A 23,049-nucleotide genomic window follows, 5' to 3' on the forward strand; every position below is an offset into this window, starting at 1 on the left:
AACTCTCTATTGGGAGTTGCTACTTGTATTTAAAGTAATAAAATTAATTTCATTTCTTGCAAGAAACTTATATGGAAATGATGCAGGTCCATGGAAACCATTAGAGACAAGTAAAACTGAATTTGATTCTTCATAAATTCCATGATTATATATTTTGGCATTATCAGGAGCAAGTAAAGCACCATAATAAGGTATATAAATTGAACCGCCGTAACTATGTCCAGATAATTGTAAATCAAGTTTACCTTTGTGATTTTGAAAACTATCTGGCTGATGTGTTATACCAATTTTTATAGTTTTGGTATCTCCTTTCAGCGAGGAGATATCGGTATCTTGATGACATGCAAGAAGAAGAAAACTGGCTTCTTTATAATGGATTGTTCGTGCTGTGTTTTCAAGCACCTCAAAGCCACCATCATTGAGGATTTGTGTCACTTCTAATGATGAAGAATTATCTTTTTCTCCTAATATAGCAAATTTACCATATTTGCATTCAATACTTTTTAAAGCAGCAGAGACATCTTTAGATTCAACAATTGCTCCATCATATAAATCACCACCAAAAATAACCATATCAAAGGGATAACTATTGAGTTTGTCAATCATTTTCTTGAGTCTGCTCACGCTCTCTTTATCTGTGAGATTTGTATCTGATATATATGCAATTTTAAAACCATTAAGTGCCGATGTTACATCTTTGTTGACATAGTTATATGTGGAAAAAGTGTAATCATTTGGTGAAATAGCATATGTATAATAAGCAGTAAAGAATAAACCAAAGACGATTAACAAGAGTATTAATCGTCTTATCAATTTTAGTTTTTTCATGCTTTTTTGTTCATGATAACAGGGATAATCATTGGATTACGTTTTGTTTTTTGATAAAAGTAAGGGCCAAGAGTATCTCTAATTGTATTTTTAATTTCACCAAAGGTCGTCTTTCTTTTTAGAAGTTGCGTTAGCGCTTTACCAACAAGCATTTCTGCTTCTCTTATCATTTCAGTGCTATCTTTCATATAGACAAATCCACGTGACATGATAATTGGTTTGTTTAAAAGGCATCCAGCTCTTGAATCCATTGAAATAAGAACAGAAACCATTCCATCTTCACTTAAGATTTGACGATCACGTAAAACAGCGGTTGATAAACCAGTAATATCATTTCCATCAACATAAATATCATCAACATGAACACGTGGTCCTAAACGTGCTTCTTCATTTCTTAATAATATAGAATCACCATTTGATAACACAAAAGCATTTCCTTTTATTAATCCCACCTCTTCAAAGAGTTTGGCATGAATTTTTAACATACGATATTCACCATGAACTGGGAAGAAATATTTAGGTCTTGTTAATAACAACATTAATTTTTGTTCTTCTTGTGAAGCATGTCCTGATGTATGAAGATTATTAATAGCTTCATTTGTTAAGACTCTAGCTCCAGCACGATAAAGTTTATTGATAACTTTGCTGACACTCCCTGCGTTCCCTGGTATTGGATTTGATGAGAATAAAACAGTATCACCTGATTTGATAGAAATCTGACGATGTGTTCCATTAGCAATACGGCTTAAAGCTGCAAGTGCTTCACCTTGGCTTCCAGTACATAAAATACAAATTTCATTATCTGGTAATCTTTTTGCTTCTTCATTTTTAATAAAGAAACGATCAGGACATTTAATATATCCAAGTTTACGGGATACTTGAATATTGTTTTCCATAGAACGACCAAATACTAAAATCTTACGATTGAATTTAACTGCTGCATCAATAATCTGCTGAACACGATGTACGTTTGATGCAAATGTTGCAACAATTAATCGACCTTCTGTCTTTCTAAATTCTTCTTGAACACTGTAAGCAACTTGCTTTTCACTAATAGAAAAGTTAGGGACTTCAGCATTCGTTGAATCACTTAACAAGAGAGTGACACCAGTCTCACCTAAGAATGACATCACCTGATAATCAGCAGGATCACCAACTGGTGTTAAGTCAAATTTAAAATCACCAGTAGCCACAACTCGACCATTAGGTGTATTGACAATAATCCCTAAAGATTCTGGAATAGAATGGTTTGTTTTAAAGAAACCAATATTGAAGTGTTTTGTTTTAATTTGATATAAATTATCAATTTGTACAAGTTTTGTTGCCTGTGTTAAACGTCTTTCTTCAAGTTTTCTGCGAATCATAGCACATGCTAGTGGTGAGGCATAGATGAAAGGAATGTGTACAACTTGTAATAAGAAGGGAATTCCTCCAATATGATCTTCATGTCCATGAGTAATTAATAAAGCTTTAATTTTCTTTTGATTGCGTTTTAAGTACGAATAATCTGGAATAACATAATCTATTCCTGGTAGTCCATCTTCAGCGAATTTAACACCAGCATCTATAATAATGATTTCATCATCATGTTCAATGCAGTACATGTTCTTTCCGACTTCATTAAGTCCTCCTAGTGCGAAGACTTTTGTATCTAAAGTGTGGCTATCATTTTTTATATTCGATTTCTTGGTTCTATTATAAGGCGTTCTTCTACGTTGAGGAGAACGTTTTTGAGGCATATCTGCCATTGATACTTCACCTTTCTTTCTGTGTTTTTTTATAGTATACCACTTCGTCAACATTTTATAATAAAATGAATGAGAATGGAAGCCATTCTCATCTACATACTAAATAATTTTTTTACAAGCTGCCACTGCTAGAGAATGTGGACCAATATGACAAGCCACACTTAAGGAAAGCGGATCGCATATCACTTCGTGATTTGGAAATGCTTCCTCGACTTGTTTTTTTAATTCAAGGGCTTGATCTCTATCATAAGTATAGGCAACCATAATACGTGCATTATCCATATTTTCTGTATCTGGATCAATTCTTTCTTTGATATCTTTCATTGTAGCATCAATCATAATTTTATTTGCTTTTGCCATTGTGCGTGTCTTTTGGTAAGAATCTAATTTTTCACCCTGAATAGTCAAAATTGGCTTAATCTTTAATAATCCACCTAATGCTGCAGCTGCAGCAGTAATTCTTCCACCCTTTTTTAAATATTCTAAGGTATTGACTGTAATATAAATTGTTGCATTTAATTTATTTTCCATTAAAATGTCATGAATTTCTTTGGCGTTCTTTCCCTGTTTAGAGAGTTCTAATGCATCAAGGACATCATATTTTTGAGTTACAGAAATACGTTGAGAATCAACAACATAAACTTTTCCTTTGTATTCATCCTCTTCTGCTAACATCAATGCTGTTTGACACGAACCACTTAGACCACTAGACATTGGAATGTGTACAATCTGATCATAATCTTTTAAAATATTATCAAAAAGTTGAGTGACTTCACCAACTGCAGGTTGAGAAGTAAATACTTCTGCATTATTCATTAATTTATCATAAAACTCCTCTTGCGAGAGATTGATATCTTCTTTATATTCTTGACCATCAATAGTAAAAGGCATAGGTAGGACGAAAACGCCGAGTTTATTGGCTTCGTCTTGAGTGATACCACTATTACTATCAGTCAATATAGCGACTTTCATGAGATTCCTCCTTATTTATTGTATGTAATTTGACATTACTATTTTATCTTATTTATAAAATAATGCAACCTTTTTGTATTAGGGATGTTGGATTATTCAAGGAACTTGTATATAATAAGGAGAAAAGGAGTGATTTTATGGAAAAAATCTTTTCATATTTAATAGATAAGTATAGTGGAGTAGGCAAAAACTTTATTGATGCTTTTTTGATTTTTTTATTTGGATGGTATGGTATAAAGATTTTAATACATTTTATTGTCAAGATGATGAATCGTTCACATATTGATCCTATTGTGATTAATTTTGTGAAATCTATTATTCATATCGGCTTAAAAATTATTTTGTTAATTACTGTTATTGCTCAATTAGGTGTTCCTGTAACTTCTTTTGTTGCTGTCCTCACAACAGCTGGAGCTGCAATTGTTTTAGGGTTGCAAGATTCTATGAAAGGTATTGTTTCGGGGATTGTTATTTTGTTTGCTAAACCTTTTGTGAAAGGTGACATTATTGAAGTGAATACATATATTGGGAAAATACAGGAAATTCAATTATTATATACTATTCTAATGACATTTGATAATAAGATGGTTGTCATTCCTAATAATGAATTGGCTTCGTCAACTTTCGTCAATTATTCACATGAAGATAAACGTCGAGTCGATATGACTATAGATATCCATTATCATAATGATGTCGAACTTGCTAAAAAATTGATTATGAATGTCATTAATCAACATCCATATACTTTAAAAGAACCTTTGGTGTATGTAAGAGTCAGTGAATATCGTGAAAATTCAATTGCAATTTCATTGCGAGTTTGGACAGAAACAGAACACTATTATGATCTTAAAGATGATCTTACAGAGCAGATTAAAAAGGCCTTTGATCGTGAGGGAATAGTCATTCCATACTCACAATTAGATGTCCACGTTCATAACTCTGATGAGACACAAAATTAACTAAATTTAGCAAATTTCAAAATTATTTCACAAGATGCAATTGTTTAAACAATGAAACATTCATTATTTTGGTAGAAAATTCTTATATTTAGAATTTTAAAGTGTTAATTTGTCTTTTTTATACAAAAAAATAAAAAATGTATAGAATTGAATACAATCTTATGATAGAATACTCATATACTAAAAGTTTGACTTTTAGGGGAAAAAAGAGGAGGAAGAATATGAAATTCAAAAAATTGCTTGTCGGTGTATTAGGCGTAGCAATGTCAGTAACCTTATTAGCTGGCTGTGGAGGCGACAAAGGTAAGACTGGTTCTGCTAGCAAAGACATTGTTATCAACTTACAAACTGAACCTAAAACATTAAACTCAATTAAAGCAACTGGTTCAATTGACGGGAACGTATTAAGACAATGTATGGAAGGGTTAGTTGTTTTAGATGAAAATGATAAACCTGAACCAGGTGTTGCTAAAGATTGGAAAGTATCAGATGATAAATTAACTGTTACTTTCAATTTAAGAGACAATGCTGTATGGTCAAACGGAGAAAAAGTAACTGCACATGACTTTGTTTTCGCTCTTGATCAATTATTCTATTTAAAAAACGGTGCTGAATATGCTGGAACTTGGGCTCCATTAATTGAAGGTGCTTCAAACATTTTAAAACAAAAAGATAAAGCTGGATGGGAGAAAGCAAAGAAAAATGCTGGATATAAAGCTTTAGATGATTATACTTTAGAATTTAAATTAACTGGACCTTATGATTACTTCGTAGGTTTAACTGCTTATCAAAGTTTCTTCCCAGTTAATGAAAAAGGATTTAATGATGCTGGTGGATATGATAAATATGCAACAGAAGCAGATAAAATTGTAACTAATGGTGCATTCAATTTAACTTCTTGGACTCACCAAGACAATATTGTCTTAGAAAAGAATGATAAATACTGGGATGCAGACAGTATTAAAATTAATAAATGTACAATGAGAATGATCACTGATACAAATACTATTATGAATGAATTCAAAGCTGGAAATCTTGATATGGCTGGATTTACTGGTGAACAAACTCAACAATTGAAAAAAGAAGGAACTGAAGTGTTACAATACAATGATGGTTCTAATTTCTATTTAGAGTTTAATACAAAAGAAAAAGGTTTAAACAATGCAAAAGTGCGTAAAGCCTTAACAATTGGTATGGGTGCTGAAGGATTTGTTAAGAGTATCTTACAAAACGATTCTACTGTAGCAACTTCATTTACACCAGAAGCTATTGCTCAAGGAGAATTCAAAAAAGCTGTTGGTGATTTAATTGAAAGACCTGCTAATAATGATTACACTGAGACTAAGAAATTATTAGAAGAAGGTTTAAGAGAAGAAGGATTAACATTAGAAACTTTCAAAATCACTATGATTGCTGATGAAGGTGACAGTGTTGCTCGTATGTGTGCTTATGTGCAAGAACAATTAAAACAAAACTTAGGTGTTAAGATGGAAATTAACCAATTAACATACAAAGCTAGACTTCAAGCTATGACAGATAAACAATTCTCTGTAGTTATGGCTGGTTGGGGTCCAGATTATAATGACCCAATGACTTTCATGGATTTATGGGTTACAGATGGTGGAAACAACCACACATCATGGTCAAATGCTAAATATGACAAATTAATTGAAGATGCAAGAAAAGAAGCTGATACAGCAAAACGTACTCAATTATTAGTTGATGCTGAAAAATTATTAATGGAAGAAATGCCTGTTGGTCCTATCTATTGCCGTGTGAGAGATTACGCAGTTTCTCCTAAATTAAAAGGAATGTTAAGAACTGCTTTCCAAGATATTGATATCACTGGATGCTATATTGAAGGATAATTAAATGGCGCGTTAAGGGCTATTGAAAAATAGCCCTTATATTTTGTTATATTGTCTAAAAATGTATTTTTATGATAAATAATATTTGACTTAATGGTTGAAGTTATATATAACATTACTATGACAATATAGTTGTGTTATATATAACTTTATATTTGGCGTAGGTAAAGTTATAAAGAAGATAAGGAGTGGAGTCATGAAAAAATATATTCTAAAAAGAATTGTTTACGCAGTGATCACTATATTTTTGTTAATGCTATTAACATATTTTATGATGCATGCATTGCCTGGTGATCCTTTTGTAGGAGAGAAGGCAGTAAGCGAAGCAACCCGAGAAGCATTAAGAATTAAATATGGGTTAGACAAATCTGTTATTGAACAATTTTTTATGTATGTCATGAATGTTTTTCAAGGAGATTTAGGAACATCATTAGGTTCTAATCGTCCTGTTCTTACAATTGTTACAGAAGCTTTTCCATATTCATTTGAGTTAGGAATTCGTTCACTCATTTTTGCCACAGTTGGTGGAGTTGGTTTAGGAGCATTCGCTGCTGTAAAACGTGGTAAAAAAGGTGATACAATTGCAATGTTAATTGCAGTTATTGGTGTTTCTGTCCCAAGTTTTATTGTTGCAGCTTTGTTACAATATTTTGTATCTTTAAAATTACAACAGGCTATAGGTATTCAAATTTTTGCCATTTCAGGTTGGTCAGATGAATTTTCAAAATGGTTACCATCATTGGCACTTGCATTTGGATCGTTAGCAACAATTTCACGTTTGATGAGAACGAGTATGTTAGACGTTTTGAGTTCTGATTATATTAAGACTGCGAAAGCCAAAGGGCTATCAAACAAAACGATAGTATGGAGACATGCTATTAGAAATGCGATTATGCCAGTTATTACAGTTTTAGGGCCAATTGCTGCCTCTGTGTTAACAGGAGCTTTCGTTGTTGAAAAAGTATTTGCAATTCCTGGTATGGGTAAATTCTTTGTTGATGCAATTACACAAGCAGATTATCCAATGATTGCAGGTAGTACATTGTTTTACGGTGTCTTTTTGATTATTGCAACTTTAATCGTAGATATTTTATATGGAGTGATTGACCCTCGTGTCAACATTGCCGATAGTAAGGAGTAGTATGATGGAAGAATATAAAATGAATGAAGAACTATTAGTCAATAGTCCTATTGATGCGAGTGAATTTGAGCATATTGGACAAGATTTAGGAAGTTTAAATGAAATAGTACGACCAAGTACAAGTTTCTGGAAAGATGCGTTTGGTCGTATCAAAAGAGATAAAGTTGCAATTACACTTGTATGTACATTGGCTGTTATTGCTGTTTTAGCAATTATTGTTCCAATGGTTTCGCCATACAATATGGCTGAACAACATTTACAACATACTAATCAGGGCATGTTCTTTAGTGATGCAACATGTTTCCATATTTTTGGAACAGACAATTTAGGGCGTGATATTTTTGTACGTATTTTTGAGGGTGCAAGAGTTTCATTGTTTATCGCATTTGCTGCAGTTATTGCCAATTGTTTTATTGGGATTGTCTATGGTGGAATCTCAGGTTATTTTGGTGGAACAATTGATAATGTTATGATGCGTATTGTTGAAATTATTAATGGTATTCCATACTTATTAATTGTTATTTTATTGATGATGGTATTACCAAGAGGGACAATGACAATCATTACAGCATTAGTGGCTGTAGGATGGGTTGGAATGGCTCGTTTGGTACGTGGTGAAGTTATGCGTTTGAAAGAACAGGAGTTTGTGATTTCAGCGAGAACAATGGGTGCGAGTGCAACAAGAATTATTTCTAAACACTTAGTTCCTAATATTTTATCAATTGTTGTTGTTAATTTAACATTATCAATTCCAAGTGCTATCTTCAATGAAGCATTCTTATCTTTTATTGGTTTAGGAGTTCCTATTCCACTTGCTTCTTGGGGAACATTAGCAAATGAAGGAGTTGTTGTTTTCCAAACTCAGCCAATCCAATTAATTATTCCAGCATTCTTTATTAGTATTACAATGTTGAGCTTTAATTTATTGGGTGACAAATTGAGAGATGCGTTTGATCCAAAATTAAGGAGGTAAGAGATAATGGCAGAAAGAATATTAGATATAAAAGATTTATATGTGTCGTTTGATACTTACGCAGGTGAGGTTCAAGCGGTTAGAGGTGTTTCATATCACGTAGATGCAGGTGAAGTTCTTGCAGTTGTAGGTGAATCTGGTTGTGGAAAGTCTGTGACAGCTCAAACAATCATGAAATTAAATCCTATGCCACCTGCTCGTATTAAAAGTGGTGAATTAACATTAGATGGTATTGACATTGTTGCAACACCTGAAGATGCTATGCAAAAGATTCGTGGAAAAGAAGTCAGCATGATCTTCCAAGATCCAATGACATCTTTAAATCCAACAATGCAAGTTGGTAAACAAATTGTTGAGGCTATTAAACATCATCAAAATATGAAAGATGATGAAGCTCAAGCTTTAGCAATTGAAATGTTGAAGAAAGTTCAAATTCCTAATGCTGAAGAACGTGCAAAACAATATCCTCACCAATATTCAGGTGGGATGAGACAACGTGCGATGATTGCTATGGCATTGTCATGTAATCCAAAGTTGTTAATTGCAGATGAACCAACAACAGCACTAGATGTTACAATTCAAGCACAGATTATTGATTTGTTATCAGATATTAGAAAAGAATTGAATACAGCAATTATTTTGATTACACATGACTTAGGGGTTGTTGCTAACTTAGCGGATCGTGTTGCTGTTATGTATGCGGGGAAAGTTGTTGAAACAGGAACTGCAAAAGATATCTTCTATCGACCAAGTCATCCATATACAGAAGCTTTATTGAGTTCATTGCCTAAGCATGATACAGATAAAGGGGATGTGTTAGTATCTATTCCTGGTACCCCCCCCGATTTGATTCAGCCGCCTAAGGGATGTGCATTTGCAAGTAGATGTACAAAGTGTATGAAAATATGTAAAGAAAAACAACCTCCAGTCTTTAAGGTTGATGAAGGACATGAGTCTTCATGCTGGTTATTGCATAAAGATTGTCCAAGTGAAAGAAAGGAGGCAAAATAATGGAAGATAAAGTTTTACTTTCTCTACAGGATTTATCTAAAAATTTCCATGTCAACGGTGGAACATTAAAAGCTGTTAATCATGTAAACTTTGATATTAAAAAAGGTGAAACGGTTGGGCTTGTTGGTGAATCAGGATGTGGAAAATCAACATTAGGTCGTACAGTTATGGGAATTTATTCCCCAACATCTGGTAAGATATTATATGATGGTGAAGAATTGCATGTCAAATCAGCAAAAGATCGTTTAGACTATGCAAAGAAAGCACAAATGATTTTCCAAGATCCATATGCCTCTTTAAATCCGCGTATGACAGTAGGAGATATTATTGCTGAGGGTATGGAAATTCATAAAATGTATGATGCTGATAAACGCAAGAAAAAAGTTCAAGAACTTTTAGAGCTTGTTGGTTTAAATAAAGAACATGCAAATAGATTTCCTCATGAGTTCTCTGGTGGACAACGTCAAAGAATTGGTATTGCGAGAGCTTTAGCAATTGAACCAGAATTCTTAGTATGTGATGAACCAATCTCAGCATTGGATGTTTCTATCCAATCACAAGTCATCAATTTGTTGATAGATTTACAGAAAGAATTGGGATTAACATATTTATTTATTGCTCATGATTTAGATATCGTTCGTTATATTTCTGATCGTATTGTTGTTATGTATTTAGGACATGTTGTAGAAATTGCTGAAGCAAATGAAGTTTATAATCATGCATTGCATCCTTATAGCCAAGCATTATTATCTGCGGTTCCAATTCCAGATCCTGATTTGGAATCACAAAAACAAAGAATTATTTTACAAGGGGATGTTCCTAGTCCAATTAATTTGCCTGATGGATGTCCTTTTGTTGGAAGATGTTCTAGAGCTTGTGACAAATGTCATAGTGACAAACCTCAATTAGTAGAGGTTGAGCCTAATCATTTTGTAGCATGCCATAACATTGAAAAATAAAAATGAATGTATTTAAGCAATATTCAGGTCTAAGAAGAGAAATGTATGTTCTCTTCTTTGGTCGTATTGTGACAAATTTGGGATCAATGGTTTTTCCCTTATTAACGCTTATATTATCAAACAAGCTGCACATGGATGCAGCTTCTATTGCATCTTTATTGTTATTTATGAGTATTGCACAGTTTCCAACAATATATATTGCAGGATATTTAGCGGATCATTATAACAAAAGAAATATAATTATTATCTGTGATTTCATAACGGTTGTGTGTTATTTTCTTGCGGGTATGATTCCACTTTCTATGATAACTGTTGGCTTGTTATTTATTGCGAGTTTATTTGCAACAGTAGAGCACCCAGTATATGATGCGTTGGTTGCTGATTTAAGCAGTTATGAAGATCGAGAGAATGCGTATAGTTTAAGTTATCTAGGGATGAATTTAGGATTGGTGTTAGCACCAAGCATAGGGGGATTACTTTTTGCTAATTATTTAAATGTTGCATTTCTTATTGATGCTATATCTACTTTGTTATCAACGATTCTTATTTTTATATTTATTAAAGATATATCTGTGACAAAAAGTACAAATGGTCAAGATTTTTATGAAGAAAGTGAAGAAGAGAATTCTGTATTTAAAGTTTTGAAAGCCCGTAAAGCTATTGTTTATTTTATGATTTGTTCAATGATGATACAGATTGTATATAGCCAGTTTAATTTTTTAATGCCATTAAATTTTGAGCGCTTATATGGAGAACAGGGAGCTTTTATTTTTGGAACAATTACAAGTGTAAATGCCTTTGTTGTGATTTTTGCAACACCAATTTTGACAACAGTGAGTGAGAAGTTGAAAGATTTAAATAAAATCGTTGTTGGTGTATTCCTTATGACAATAGGATTTGGAATGTATATATTCATTCAAGGTATAATGTCTTTGTATTATGTATCAATTATTATCTTTACACTAGGGGAAATATATAATACCTTAGGCTCACAACCATATTTAACTAGGCGTATTCCTGTGACACATCGTGGACGCATATCAAGTGTGAGAAATATTTTTACGAGTTTAAGTGTTGCAATTGTCCAAAATGGTGTTGGATTTTTAATTGATCATCATTCTATGATTTTTATGTGGATAGTGATAACAATTGTGGGGTGTTTAACTGTTGGTATGGTCATGATATTACGAATTATAGATAAAAAAGATTATCCACGATTATATGAAAAAACCTATAGCAAGTAAGAAAATTCTTTAAATGCTATAGGTTTTTTATTTTAAGCTTTTTGTAAGAAAACTTTATAAGCTAAATAGCCTTCATAAACATCAACTTTAGAAACAATTTCATAAGGTGCATGCATATTTAAAACAGCAATACCTGCATCAATGACATTCATGTTATAGTTCCCAAGAATGTAGGCAATTGTACCTCCACCACCTTGATCTACTTTACCTAATTCAGCTGTTTGGAAATGAATTTGTGCTTCATCCATAATCTTTCTTAACTCAGCCATATATTCAGGATTTGCATCATTACTTCCACTTTTTCCTCTAGAGCCAGTATATTTATTAAAACAAATACCATTTCCTAAATATGCAGCATTTTTTGCATCATTAACTTCTTTATAGAGAGGATCAAATCCAGCACTCACATCACTTGATAACATCTTAGAGTTTGTCATTGCACGTTTTAATGACAAATAGTTATCATCACCACATAAGTGTAATAATTCAGCAATTGTATTTTCAAAGAATAAAGATTGAGCACCAGTTGCCCCAACACTTCCAATTTCTTCTTTATCAACTAAGATACAGCATGAAGTATATTCAGGTGTATCGATATCAAGGATAGCCATTAATGAAGTATATGCACATACACGATCATCATGTCCATAACCCATGACCATACTTCTATCAATTCCAAAATCTCTTGCTTTACCAGTTGGAACAACTTCAATTTCAGCACTTAAGAAGTCTTCTTCCTCAATATCATATTTTTCTTGTAACAATTTTAAAATATTTCTTTTAACAGTTTCTTTTTCCTCATCATCTAAAGGAATACTTCCTACATTAAGATCAAGATTTTCACCTTCAATAACTTTAGCAGCTGTCTTTTGTAATTGATCAGCAGATAAATGAATCAATAAGTCTGTCACACCAACAACTGGATCATTTTCGTCTTCACCAATCATAACATCTACAACTGTTCCATCTTTTTTGACAACAACTCCATAAAGTGATAAAGGAATTGTTACCCATTGATATTTCTTAACACCACCATAGTAATGCGTATCCATCATTGCAAAACCATCACTCTCATAAAGCGGATTTTGTTTTAAGTCTAAACGTGGTGAGTCAATATGTGCTCCAAGAATTCTCATTCCCTCTGTTAATGGCTTTTCACCCATCACAAATAAAGCAATATTTTTATCTTTATTAACAACATAAACCTTATCACCAGTTTTTAATGAAGAATATTCATTAATATCTTTAAATCCTTTTGCTGTTGCTAAAGCAATTGATTCTTTAACACAAGCTCTTTCTGTTTTTCCAGCTGAGATATAATGTTTATATCCTTCGTTGAAATCCATGACATCTTTATATTGATTGTCTTTGTATTTACTCCAAGTATTTTTAGCGTACATTTTATTCTCCTTTACTTATATATTTTAGTTACTTATATTCTCTATTATACATGGAAAAGCCAAGATAATCTATGTTATAATCAAAATAAAGTATGGAAATGGAGGACTTTTCATGAATAAAACATTTGAAGAACTATGTCTACGTAAATCTGTAAGAGATTTTCGTGATGAACCAATTACAGAAGAAGAAAAAAGAATGATATTAGAAGCAGCATTACAGGCACCTACGGCAGGAAATATGGCCTTATATTCGATTATAGATGTTCAGGATCAGGAACTTAAAGAGCGTTTAGCAGTTTTATGTGATCATCAACCATTTATAGCAAAGGCACCCATGATCTTGATATTTTTAGCTGATTATCAAAAATGGTATGATATCTTTAATGAATATACAGATGATATGCCAAAATTAGAAGAGTCTGATTTTATATTAGCTGGACAAGATTGTACAATTGCTGCCCATAATGCTGTTGTTGCTGCCCAATCACTAGGAATAGGATCGTGTTATATTGGAGATATTTTAGAAAACTTTGAAGTCCATCAAGAACTGTTTCGATTACCTAAATATACTGTACCATATATTATGGTTGTGTTTGGAAAACCAACACAGCAACAAAAAGATCGTATGAAACCAAAACGATTTGAATTAGAGGATTTAGTTCATATTGATTATTATCATCAAAAGGATATAACAGAAACAAAATCAATGTTTATGAAACAATCAAATAAAGATGAAAAAGCATTAGAACAATATATTCAGGCATTTGCAAAAAGAAAGTTTTTTGCTGAATTTCGTCATGAAATGAATAGGTCAGTAAGAGCAATTCTTGAGCATTGGATAAAATAAAGAGACATTATTGTCTTTTTTTCTTTATTTTGAAATATCATAAATGATTATTTATATACATATGAATTGTAAAGACAATCTAATTATTTTGTCAATAAAAGTCGCTTATTTATTGTATCATTGTATACACAATAAATAATATTTAGGATATCTTTAATAAATATCTAAAAATATTTGTAAAATTTAGACAATTAATAAAAATTAAACAAAAATAATTAAAAACTGTTTGACAACAAGTGTTTGTGTGTATATACTTAATGCATATACAAGGAAACTTGTTTATTAAATATGTTTATGGAGGGAGAAAACATGAAAAAACTAAAAGCTTTAGTTGCTGCAGGGTTAGCAGTAGCAATGTTAGTTGGATGTGGTTCAGATAGTGGAACAAGTGGTAAAACATTTACTTTTGCTAGTGAATTAGACATCAAAAATTTAGATTCATCAGATGCAGATGATGGTATGTCATTTAATGCAATGCATGCTTGTATTGATGGATTAATGGGGTTAGATAAAGACGGAAAAATTACTGAAGCATTAGCAGAGAAAGTTGATGTAAGTGATGATGGTTTAACTTACACTTTCCATTTAAGAGATGCAAAGTGGTCAAACGGGGATGCTGTGACAGCAAATGATTTTGTTTATGCATGGCAAAGAATTATGAAAAAGAATGGTAACTATGCTTATATGTTAGGTAGTGATGGTGCGGCATTAGTTGGTGCTGATGAAATTCTTGCAAAAATGGATAACAAACAAGATATTACTCAGGCTGATTTAGATAAGATGGGTGTAAAAGCTACTGATGAAAAAACATTAGAAGTAAAAATCACACGTAAGATTTCTTATTTTAAAGAATTAATGACTTTCCCTTGCTATTATCCAATTAATCAAAAGTTCTGTGAAGAAAAAGGTGACCAATATGCTAAGAGTGCTGAAAATGTATTATCTTGTGGTGCTTTTGTGATGAAAACATGGAAACCTGGAAATAAGGCAACTTATGAAAAGAATAAAGATTATTGGAATGCTGATGCTGTGAAGATTGATAACTTAGTTATGAATTTGGTTCAAGAACCAAAAGCAGCTGCAACAAACTTTGAAGGTGGAAAAAATGATTTTGCACCAATCAATTCTGATTTAGTAGATAAATATAAAGATGATGATTCTTATCAAACTTTTAATGAAGGATATTTATTCTATTTAAGTTTAAACTTTAAAACAAAAGAATTAGCAAATGCAAATGTGAGAAAAGCATTATCATTAGCTATTAATAGAGAAGACTTTACAGCAAATATCTTAAAAGATGGTTCTAAAGCCGCAAGAGGATTTATTCCTGCTGAATTGTCAACTGGACCAGATGGTAAAGATTTCCGCGATACTGCCGCAACATTTACTGCTTATGATACAACAAAAGCTCAAGAAGCATTAGATGCAGGATTAAAAGAATTAGGAGTTTCAAGTATTAAATTAAGATTAACTTATGGTACAGATGAATCACCAATGGATCAATTAGCAACTTATTTACAAAATTCATTCTCTAAATTAAAAGGTTTAGAAATTGAAATGGTTGCAACAACAAAACAAGATAGAATCTATACAAAACAAAAAAATGGAGACTATGATATTTGTTGTACTCGTTGGGGACCAGACTATGGAGATCCAACAACTTACCTTAACTTGTTATTAACTAATAATTCTAACAACTATGGTAAATATACAAGTTCAGCATTTGATGGAAAAATGGATCAAGCAAAACAAGCTAGTGATGATACACAACGTTGGACTTATTTACAAGAAGCAGAAAAGATTGCAATGGATGATTATGCATACATTCCTGTATTTGAAAAAGGAACAGCAGTTCTTCAAAATACAAAGGTTTCTGGATTGGTTCATAAACCAGTAGGTGTACCTTATACATTTACTTATGTAGACATTGCTGAATAGTTCAATTAAATAAAGAATGAAAGCATGATAAACACAATATAGGTATCTGTATTGTGTTTATCTTTTAAAAGGAGGAATTTGATGAATAAGTCAACACTCAAATATATTGGAAAACGTGTGATTATCTCAATCATTACTTTGCTTGTCATCTTGGCTGTCTTATTTATCATGATTAAGTTTTTGCCAGGGACACCATTTAACAATGAAAAGTTAAGTCCAGCACAAAGAGCAGCAATCATGGCAAAGTATGGTTTGGATCAGCCAATTATCGTACAGTTTTTCACTTATTTAAAAAATATGTTAACAGGAGATTTTGGTGTTTCTTTTAATATGTATAAAGATATGCCAGTTGCAACACTGGTAGGAGATGCTGCACAAATATCATTTAGTTTAGGAATTTCAGCTGTTATTTTTGGAACAGTTATTGGCATGGCATTAGGTGTATTTGCAGCATTGCATAAAAATACCTTTTGGGATACATTTGCAACAATTTTATCCGTTATAGGGGTATCAGTTCCATCGTTTGTTTTTGCCTTACTGATTTTAATATTCTTAGGCAGTCAATTGCATATATTACCAACCATGTATGATTCCAATGATGCTATCTATTCTTCGATTATGCCTGTTCTTGCTCTATCAGTAGGGGTTATTGCCAATGTCGCCCGTTTTACGAGAACAGAGATGATTTCAGTTCTGGGAAGCGAATATATGACCTTGGCTAAGGCAAAAGGTTTAGATAAAAATACATTGATTATGAAACATGCACTTAGAAATGCATTGATTCCAGTCATCACAATTTTAGCACCAATCCTAGTCAACTTAATGACGGGAACAATGGTTGTCGAAAAGATTTGTAGTGTCCCTGGATTAGGAACATTATTAATTGGAAGTATTTTAACAAATGATTATAACATAATTATGGCATGTTCATTTTTATATGCAGCAATGTATATTATTATGATGTTAGTGATTGATGTTTCTTATGGTATCATCGATCCAAGAATTAGATTAGGAAAGGATGATTAGTGATGGATAAGTTTGAGTTTTTAGAAACTGATTTTGAATTTGTTGGCGACAAGCAAGACATCACTAAAGATGTTGTAGCACCTGCAGTTCCTGCATGGAAAGATGCAATGCGTCGTTTCTCTAAGAATAAAGGAGCAGTTATTGGTTTTGCATTTATTGTTGTTGTGATTCTATTGGCTATTTTTGCACCAATGTTGTCTCATTGGAAATTTGATGATATTAATACAGCTATAAAGAATGTAGAACCAAATGCAACACATTGGTTTGGAACTGATGCTTATGGTAGAGATTTATGGGTTCGTTTGTGGACAGGGACACGTTATTCATTGTTTATTGCAGTTGCAGCTATTTTTATTGATGTTGTTATTGGAATGACATATGGTTTGATTTCAGGATATTTTGGTGGGAAGGTTGATGCGATTATGCAGCGTTTCCAGGAAATTATGAATTCTATACCAACATTGGTTGTCTTAATTTTATTAATGATGGTTATGAAAGCATCTTTAACAACAATTATTATTGCTTTGGCATTTACAGAATGGATTGGAATGAGTCGTATTACAAGAGCACAGGTTCTTAAAGTGAAAGAAGATGAGTTTGTTTTGGCTTCACGTACTCTTGGTGCAAGTGATTTCTTTATTATCTTTAAAGAAATTTTACCAAATATTTATAGTCAAATGATTATCATGGTTATGATGTCTATTCCAAATGCAATTTTTTATGAAGCATATTTATCTTTTGTTGGTTTAGGATTACCAATTCCAATGGCTTCACTTGGAACATTAATTAATGATGGTTTTAATAGTTTTTTGGTATATCCATATATGATGATTATTCCAGCAGTTGTGTTATCAATTTTAATGTTAAGTTTTAACTTATTTGGAGATGGACTTCGTGATGCATTAGATCCAACAATGAAGGAGATGTAGGGTATGGCTGATAGAGAAAGAATTTTAAAAATCAGAGATTTAAGTATCTCATTTCAAACTGATGCTGGACAAGTCAATGCTATTCGTGGAGTTGATCTTGATTTATATAAAGGTGAAACAATTGCCATTGTAGGTGAGTCTGGTTCTGGGAAATCAGTTACAACAAAAGCTATTATGGGGATATTGGCGAACAATGGAAAGATTGAAAGTGGTTCAATTGAATATGTTTGGCATGATGAAAATACTGGAGAAAGACAAGAACGAGATATTGTTAAATTAAGTGAACGTGAAATGCAAAAAGAAATCCGTGGACGTAAAATCGCAATGGTTTTTCAAGATCCTATGACTTCATTAAATCCTACTATGACAATTGGAAAGCAAGTTATGGAACCAATGATTTATCATTATGGAAAGTCTAAAGAAGAAGCATATCAAAAAGCAGTTGAACTGTTACAAGAAGTTGGGATTACAGATGCTGAAAAGCGTATGAAGAATTATCCTCATCAACTCTCAGGAGGAATGAGACAGAGAGTTGTCATTGCCATTGCTTTATCTTGTGATCCATATGTATTGATTTGTGATGAACCAACGACTGCTTTGGATGTAACAATTCAAGCAACAATCCTTGAATTGATTCAAGATATACAAAGAAAAAAAGATTTGTCAGTTATTTACATTACTCATGATTTAGGTGTCGTAGCAAAGGTAGCTGATTTTGTTAATGTTATGTATGCAGGTAAAATTATTGAGACTGGAACGATTAATGAAATTTTCTATGATCCACGTCATCCTTATACTTGGGGGTTATTATCATCAATGCCAGATTTGGATACAGATGATGATGAACTTTATACAATTCCTGGCACACCACCTAATCTTGCTCATGAGATTAAAGGAGATGCTTTTGCACCAAGAAATCAGTTTGCCTTAAACATTGATTTAAGGGTTGAACCACCAATGTTTGATGTTCCTGGTTCAAACAGTCATAAAGTTGCAAGCTGGTTAATGCATGAAAAAGCACCTAAGGTAGAAATGCCTGAAACGCTGAAGAAACGTATAGAGAAAATGAAAGAGGAGGGGTTAGCAAATGGAAAGTAAACAACCTATCCTTGTTGTTAAAGATTTAAAACAACATTTTAAGATTAATCGTAATTTTACAGTTAAAGCAGTTGATGGTATTTCTTTTGAAATTATGCCAGGAGAAACATATGGACTTGTTGGAGAATCTGGTTCAGGAAAATCAACAACGGGGAGAAGTATTATTCGTTTATATAAACCAACTGATGGTTCCATTATCTTTAATGGTGAAGATATTTCAGGGAAAATGAGTAAGAATGCTTTAAAAGATTTACGTACTAATATGCAAATGATATTTCAAGATCCAATGGCATGTTTAAACCCTAGAAAAAAGGTTCTTGATATTATTGCAGAGGGATTAGATATTCATAAAGCTTATTCTTCAATTCAAGAAAGAAATGAGAAAGTTTATGAAATCTTAGAACTTGTCGGTCTTTCTAGAGAACATGCTTCACGTTATCCACATCAATTCTCAGGGGGACAACGTCAACGTATTGGCATAGCAAGAGCATTAATTATGAATCCCGATTTAATTATAGCTGATGAAGCTATTTCAGCTTTGGATGTTTCTATTCAAGCTCAAGTTGTCAATTTAATGAAAAAGATTCAAAAGGAAACAAATATTGCTTATTTGTTTATTGCCCATGACTTATCAATGGTCAAATATATTAGTGACCGTATAGGTGTTTTACATTTAGGACATTTAGTAGAAACAGGAACTGCTGAAGAAATATTTAATAATCCACTCCATCCATATACCAAATCATTATTATCAGCAATTCCTCATCCAAATCCAACTGTTGAAAAGACAAGAACTTCTTTGACATATGATTATAATAAAAGTGGATTGGATTATGAAGCTGGTATCCAAAACAAAGTCACTGAAACACATTATGTACTTGGGACAGAAAAAGAATTGAAATCATTTATTGAACATCAAAATGATAAAATTTGATGAAATAAGGCTAATGAAATTCTTCATTGAACTCATTAGCCTTTTGCATGTTTATTTTATTTAAGAAGACTATTTTATAATAAAAAAGTTCCTATCTTTAATGATGATAAGAACTTTTATAAAAATAATTTTAAATATATATGATGTTCATTTAAAGATTATCTGGATCAATCTTTGTAATTGAATGATCTGTGACTTCAATATGTTTTCGATAAAGTGCAATATTGACAACACGGCTACCAACTGCATAAATCAAAGCCATACTTGGAACTGCAATTAAGAGTCCAAAGAAACCAAGGAGATTTCCAAAGATAACTAAAGAAAGAAGTACATAAACACCAGATATCCCAACAGCACCACCAACAACTCTTGGATAAATAATATTTGCTTCAAACTGTTGAATAATAACAAAGCAAAGAGTAAAGATAATAGCTTGAGTTGGTTCAACAGCTAAAACCAATACAAAACTGATACCAAATCCCACAAAACCTCCAAACATTGGAACTAAACTTGCAATTCCTATGATAAAGGCTAATAATTCAGGGAAAGGCATACCGGAAATCTTAAAACCAGCATACATCAATGATGTCAGAATACAACATTCTAAAAGCTGACCAGATACAAAGCCATTAAAATAATGATTGGCTTCAGCACCAATATCAAAGATAACAAGAGATTCTTTATAACCAAAGAAGAATGTAACTATCTTCTTCAATTGTCTTAAATGTGTTTCTTTATTAGCTAATAAATATAAAGCCATAATAAACGATGTAATAGCATTGATAAATGTTCCAAAAATACCAATAGATTGAAATATTAAATTAATACCTGCATTTCCTAATAAGTCTCCACTTTTAGAAAGAAAACTATTCAAATCCATATTGGTTAATGCTTGTTGAATAGAATCATAATTAATGGCATAATTCACATTGAATTGTGCCAATGCATCATTCACTAAAGTAACTAAACGATTAGAATAATTAAATATATTGGTAATGATTAAACTAATACTCTCTCCTAATTTTGGAATAATAAATGAAGAGAAGAGAACAAGTAAAATAATAGCAAGGATTAAAGTTGTCGTAATGGACAGTCCTCTTTTTAATCCTTTTTTCTTAATCTTTTTACCATATAAATGCTCAATCTTTCGCATTGGAATATTTAAGATAAACGCAATAATAATAGCAATATATAGCGGTGTTGCTAAAGATAATAAATATCCAACAACTGAAAAGACTGTTTCATAGTTAAAGACAACAAAGGCTAATAATATTGCATATGTTATATAAAGCATGGTTTTATTGTTCTTGACAATATGAGTTTTATCTATCACTTTTTCACCTTCTTTGACTTTTTAATCATAACATAATTTATAGAAAAAGTGTAGTTGATTGTGTAAGTCTTCAAAACATGATAAAATAAGACAAAGAGGTGATGGATTATATGAAAAAAATAACAAGACAGGCGCAAGTTCTTATATTTGCTATCATGATTGTCATATTTCTGATTGCTGCATTTTTATTATTCAAACCAACTTCAGAAGAGAAGAAAGTTACCCAATCAGATCAATATAGTATAAGCCTTGTTGCAGAAAATCAGAAAATTGTTTCAACATACATAAATGCTATTTCAAAAGAACAATCATCTTCAGCCTATAAAGAATTTAAAATTGAATTAGAGAAGGGTACAAAGATTGGTAATTATAGCCTCTCAAAAAATCAAGTATTTTCTAAATATATAAAACCTGAAGGACCAGATGGTAAAGAAATTTTATCTTCTCAATCTAAAGAGGTTGTGACTCATTATGCATATTCAATGTTGCTAATAGGTGATATACAAGAGAAAACAAATCTGAAAACAAAAGAAAAATCATATGAAATTATAAATGCACGCATTACTTATGATAAGGTTCCAATGGTTCTTTTAAGTGATGCTAATAGTGTTTCCCTTGCTAATAAGAAAAAGACAAAAGAAAAAATAATGAACCTTCAAGACTTTATTAATACATTAAAAGATATAGATAAAAGAAATAAAGTGATTTCATGGTAGGCTATCATAAGATAGCTTTTCTCATTTGAGAGCACATGAGTTGAAAAAATATGTCATGATTTCTATAATATATCTTGAAAATAGGAGGAATAGTCATGAAGAAAATGATTAAAGTTTCATTTATATATGTTATACTTGCTTTAGTAGGTGGTGTTTTTTATCGTGAATTTACGAAATTAAATGGTTTTACTGGAACAACAGTTTTAGCGAATATCCACGTTCATCTTATGGTTTTAGGAACTTTTATGTTTATGATTTTGGCATTATTTAGTCAACGTACAAATTTGATTTCTGAAAAGAAGTTTAAATATTTTATGATTGTATATAATGGTGGACTTCTTATAACTGTTATAATGCTGATGATGAGAGGTGTTCTACAGGTATTAGGAACATCAGTAAGTTCAGGGATGAATGCAGCTATTTCTGGTATTGCTGGAATTGGACATATTTTATTAGGTGTTGGACTTATAATACTAATGGTAATTTTACTCAAATTAAGTGAAAAGGAGAATGAACATGAAAGCAATAGTGTTATTTAAAGAAGGTTTTGAAGAATTAGAGGCGTTGAGTGTTGTGGACGTGTTAAGGCGTGCTGATGTAAAATGTGATATGTTAGGTATGGACAGTATGGAAGTTATAAGTTCACATGGTGTTAAAGTGACAATGGATTGTTTATTTGATGAATCAGCATATGAGGCAGATGTTGTTGTATTGCCAGGTGGTATGCCAGGAGCATCTTCGTTGAGAAGTGATCAAAGAGTTATTGATATTTTAAAGGATTTTAACCAAAAAGGAAAATGGATTGCAGCAATTTGTGCTGGGCCAATCTCTTTAGAAAAAGCAGGTATTATAGAAAATAAGCAGTTTACGTGTTATCCTGGATTTGAAAATGAAATACCTTCAGGTATTTATCAAGATTCATTCACTTGTATTGATCAAAATATTATTACAGGTAGAGGACCAGCTGCTGCATTGGAGTTTGCATATACAATACTTGAGAAATTAGGTGTAAGTTCGACAAATATTTCCCAGGCAATGCAGTATCATTATTTAAAGAAATAAAGACATTTTAAAAGTGATAATGATAGGGCAAGAAACTATATTGTTTTTTGTCCTATTTTTTTG

Annotated in this window: 21 protein-coding genes; 16 read left to right on the forward strand and 5 right to left on the reverse strand. The window is 32.0% G+C overall.

Annotated features, from left to right (window positions below; all coding sequences use genetic code 11):
• Positions 1 to 6: 6 nt before the first annotated feature.
• The 3 genes from AC5M21_RS02675 to AC5M21_RS02685 form a co-directional block, all read right to left on the reverse strand.
• A complete protein-coding gene (locus AC5M21_RS02675) occupies positions 7 to 828 on the reverse strand; it encodes a metallophosphoesterase (RefSeq protein WP_008787298.1) in 822 nt (273 codons plus the stop codon).
• A complete protein-coding gene (gene rnjA / locus AC5M21_RS02680; protein ID WP_017143939.1) occupies positions 825 to 2,576 on the reverse strand; it encodes a ribonuclease J1 in 1,752 nt (583 codons plus the stop codon). The genes AC5M21_RS02675 and rnjA overlap by 4 nt, the downstream gene beginning before the upstream one ends.
• 99 nt (positions 2,577 to 2,675) lie before the next feature.
• Entirely contained in the window at positions 2,676 to 3,548 is an 873-nt protein-coding gene (locus tag AC5M21_RS02685; protein WP_008787300.1) for a DegV family protein, read from the reverse strand.
• A 137-nt stretch (positions 3,549 to 3,685) separates the two neighbouring features.
• Here AC5M21_RS02685 and AC5M21_RS02690 point away from each other — a divergent pair, with 137 nt between their 5' ends.
• The 7 genes from AC5M21_RS02690 (at position 3,686) to AC5M21_RS02720 (ending at position 11,703) form a co-directional block, all read left to right on the forward strand.
• Positions 3,686 to 4,507, forward strand: coding sequence for a mechanosensitive ion channel family protein (locus AC5M21_RS02690; protein WP_008787301.1), 822 nt, complete (start codon positions 3,686 to 3,688; stop codon positions 4,505 to 4,507).
• 221 nt (positions 4,508 to 4,728) lie between these two features.
• The gene (locus AC5M21_RS02695) at positions 4,729 to 6,375 is read left to right on the forward strand and encodes a peptide ABC transporter substrate-binding protein (RefSeq protein ID WP_117598750.1); all 1,647 of its coding nucleotides are present in this window, start codon (positions 4,729 to 4,731) and stop codon (positions 6,373 to 6,375) included.
• A 196-nt stretch (positions 6,376 to 6,571) separates the two neighbouring features.
• Positions 6,572 to 7,516 carry an ABC transporter permease gene (locus AC5M21_RS02700; protein ID WP_008787303.1) on the forward strand — a complete coding sequence of 315 codons (945 nt, stop codon included), beginning with the start codon at positions 6,572 to 6,574 and terminating at the stop codon, positions 7,514 to 7,516.
• A 4-nt stretch (positions 7,517 to 7,520) separates the two neighbouring features.
• Entirely contained in the window at positions 7,521 to 8,489 is a 969-nt protein-coding gene (locus AC5M21_RS02705) for an ABC transporter permease (protein ID WP_008787304.1), read from the forward strand.
• A 6-nt stretch (positions 8,490 to 8,495) separates the two neighbouring features.
• On the forward strand, positions 8,496 to 9,500 hold the full coding sequence (locus AC5M21_RS02710) for an ABC transporter ATP-binding protein (RefSeq protein ID WP_008787305.1): 1,005 nt from the start codon (positions 8,496 to 8,498) through the stop codon (positions 9,498 to 9,500).
• Complete coding sequence (locus AC5M21_RS02715) at positions 9,500 to 10,459, forward strand: ABC transporter ATP-binding protein (RefSeq protein ID WP_008787306.1); 960 nt, start codon at positions 9,500 to 9,502, stop codon at positions 10,457 to 10,459. Before AC5M21_RS02710 ends, AC5M21_RS02715 begins: the two co-directional genes overlap by 1 nt.
• Before the next feature lie 2 nt (positions 10,460 to 10,461).
• The gene (locus tag AC5M21_RS02720; protein ID WP_008787307.1) at positions 10,462 to 11,703 is read left to right on the forward strand and encodes an MFS transporter; all 1,242 of its coding nucleotides are present in this window, start codon (positions 10,462 to 10,464) and stop codon (positions 11,701 to 11,703) included.
• Positions 11,704 to 11,735: 32 nt separating this feature from the next.
• Here the strand turns inward: AC5M21_RS02720 and AC5M21_RS02725 are convergent, their stop codons facing one another.
• Positions 11,736 to 13,103: an aminopeptidase gene (locus tag AC5M21_RS02725; protein ID WP_008787308.1), complete on the reverse strand. Its 1,368-nt coding sequence runs from the start codon at positions 13,101 to 13,103 to the stop codon at positions 11,736 to 11,738.
• Positions 13,104 to 13,215: 112 nt separating this feature from the next.
• Between AC5M21_RS02725 and AC5M21_RS02730 the strand changes: the two genes are divergently transcribed.
• The 6 genes from AC5M21_RS02730 (at position 13,216) to AC5M21_RS02755 (ending at position 19,875) form a co-directional block, all read left to right on the forward strand.
• Positions 13,216 to 13,950 carry a nitroreductase family protein gene (locus AC5M21_RS02730; protein WP_017143937.1) on the forward strand — a complete coding sequence of 245 codons (735 nt, stop codon included), beginning with the start codon at positions 13,216 to 13,218 and terminating at the stop codon, positions 13,948 to 13,950.
• A 309-nt stretch (positions 13,951 to 14,259) separates the two neighbouring features.
• Positions 14,260 to 15,888: a peptide ABC transporter substrate-binding protein gene (locus AC5M21_RS02735; RefSeq protein ID WP_008787310.1), complete on the forward strand. Its 1,629-nt coding sequence runs from the start codon at positions 14,260 to 14,262 to the stop codon at positions 15,886 to 15,888.
• A gap of 81 nt (positions 15,889 to 15,969) precedes the next feature.
• Positions 15,970 to 16,914 carry an ABC transporter permease gene (locus tag AC5M21_RS02740; RefSeq protein WP_008787311.1) on the forward strand — a complete coding sequence of 315 codons (945 nt, stop codon included), beginning with the start codon at positions 15,970 to 15,972 and terminating at the stop codon, positions 16,912 to 16,914.
• A gap of 2 nt (positions 16,915 to 16,916) precedes the next feature.
• The gene (locus tag AC5M21_RS02745) at positions 16,917 to 17,843 is read left to right on the forward strand and encodes an ABC transporter permease (protein WP_008787312.1); all 927 of its coding nucleotides are present in this window, start codon (positions 16,917 to 16,919) and stop codon (positions 17,841 to 17,843) included.
• Positions 17,844 to 17,846: 3 nt separating this feature from the next.
• A complete protein-coding gene (locus AC5M21_RS02750; protein WP_008787313.1) occupies positions 17,847 to 18,941 on the forward strand; it encodes an ABC transporter ATP-binding protein in 1,095 nt (364 codons plus the stop codon).
• On the forward strand, positions 18,931 to 19,875 hold the full coding sequence (locus AC5M21_RS02755; protein WP_008787314.1) for an ABC transporter ATP-binding protein: 945 nt from the start codon (positions 18,931 to 18,933) through the stop codon (positions 19,873 to 19,875). The genes AC5M21_RS02750 and AC5M21_RS02755 overlap by 11 nt, the downstream gene beginning before the upstream one ends.
• Positions 19,876 to 20,026: 151 nt before the next feature.
• Here the strand turns inward: AC5M21_RS02755 and AC5M21_RS02760 are convergent, their stop codons facing one another.
• Positions 20,027 to 21,208, reverse strand: coding sequence for an AI-2E family transporter (locus AC5M21_RS02760; RefSeq protein ID WP_008787315.1), 1,182 nt, complete (start codon positions 21,206 to 21,208; stop codon positions 20,027 to 20,029).
• A gap of 110 nt (positions 21,209 to 21,318) precedes the next feature.
• On the opposite strand from AC5M21_RS02760, the gene AC5M21_RS02765 reads away from it, so the two are divergent.
• The 3 genes from AC5M21_RS02765 to AC5M21_RS02775 all read left to right on the forward strand — a co-directional run bounded on the left by AC5M21_RS02765 (position 21,319) and on the right by AC5M21_RS02775 (position 22,986).
• A complete protein-coding gene (locus tag AC5M21_RS02765; RefSeq protein WP_017143936.1) occupies positions 21,319 to 21,924 on the forward strand; it encodes a hypothetical protein in 606 nt (201 codons plus the stop codon).
• A 95-nt stretch (positions 21,925 to 22,019) separates the two neighbouring features.
• Positions 22,020 to 22,463, forward strand: coding sequence for a DUF2871 domain-containing protein (locus tag AC5M21_RS02770; RefSeq protein ID WP_008787317.1), 444 nt, complete (start codon positions 22,020 to 22,022; stop codon positions 22,461 to 22,463).
• Complete coding sequence (locus tag AC5M21_RS02775) at positions 22,441 to 22,986, forward strand: DJ-1 family glyoxalase III (protein WP_008787318.1); 546 nt, start codon at positions 22,441 to 22,443, stop codon at positions 22,984 to 22,986. Before AC5M21_RS02770 ends, AC5M21_RS02775 begins: the two co-directional genes overlap by 23 nt.
• The last annotated feature ends 63 nt before the right edge of the window (positions 22,987 to 23,049 follow it).

It is taken from the genome of Coprobacillus sp. (assembly GCF_984815275.1).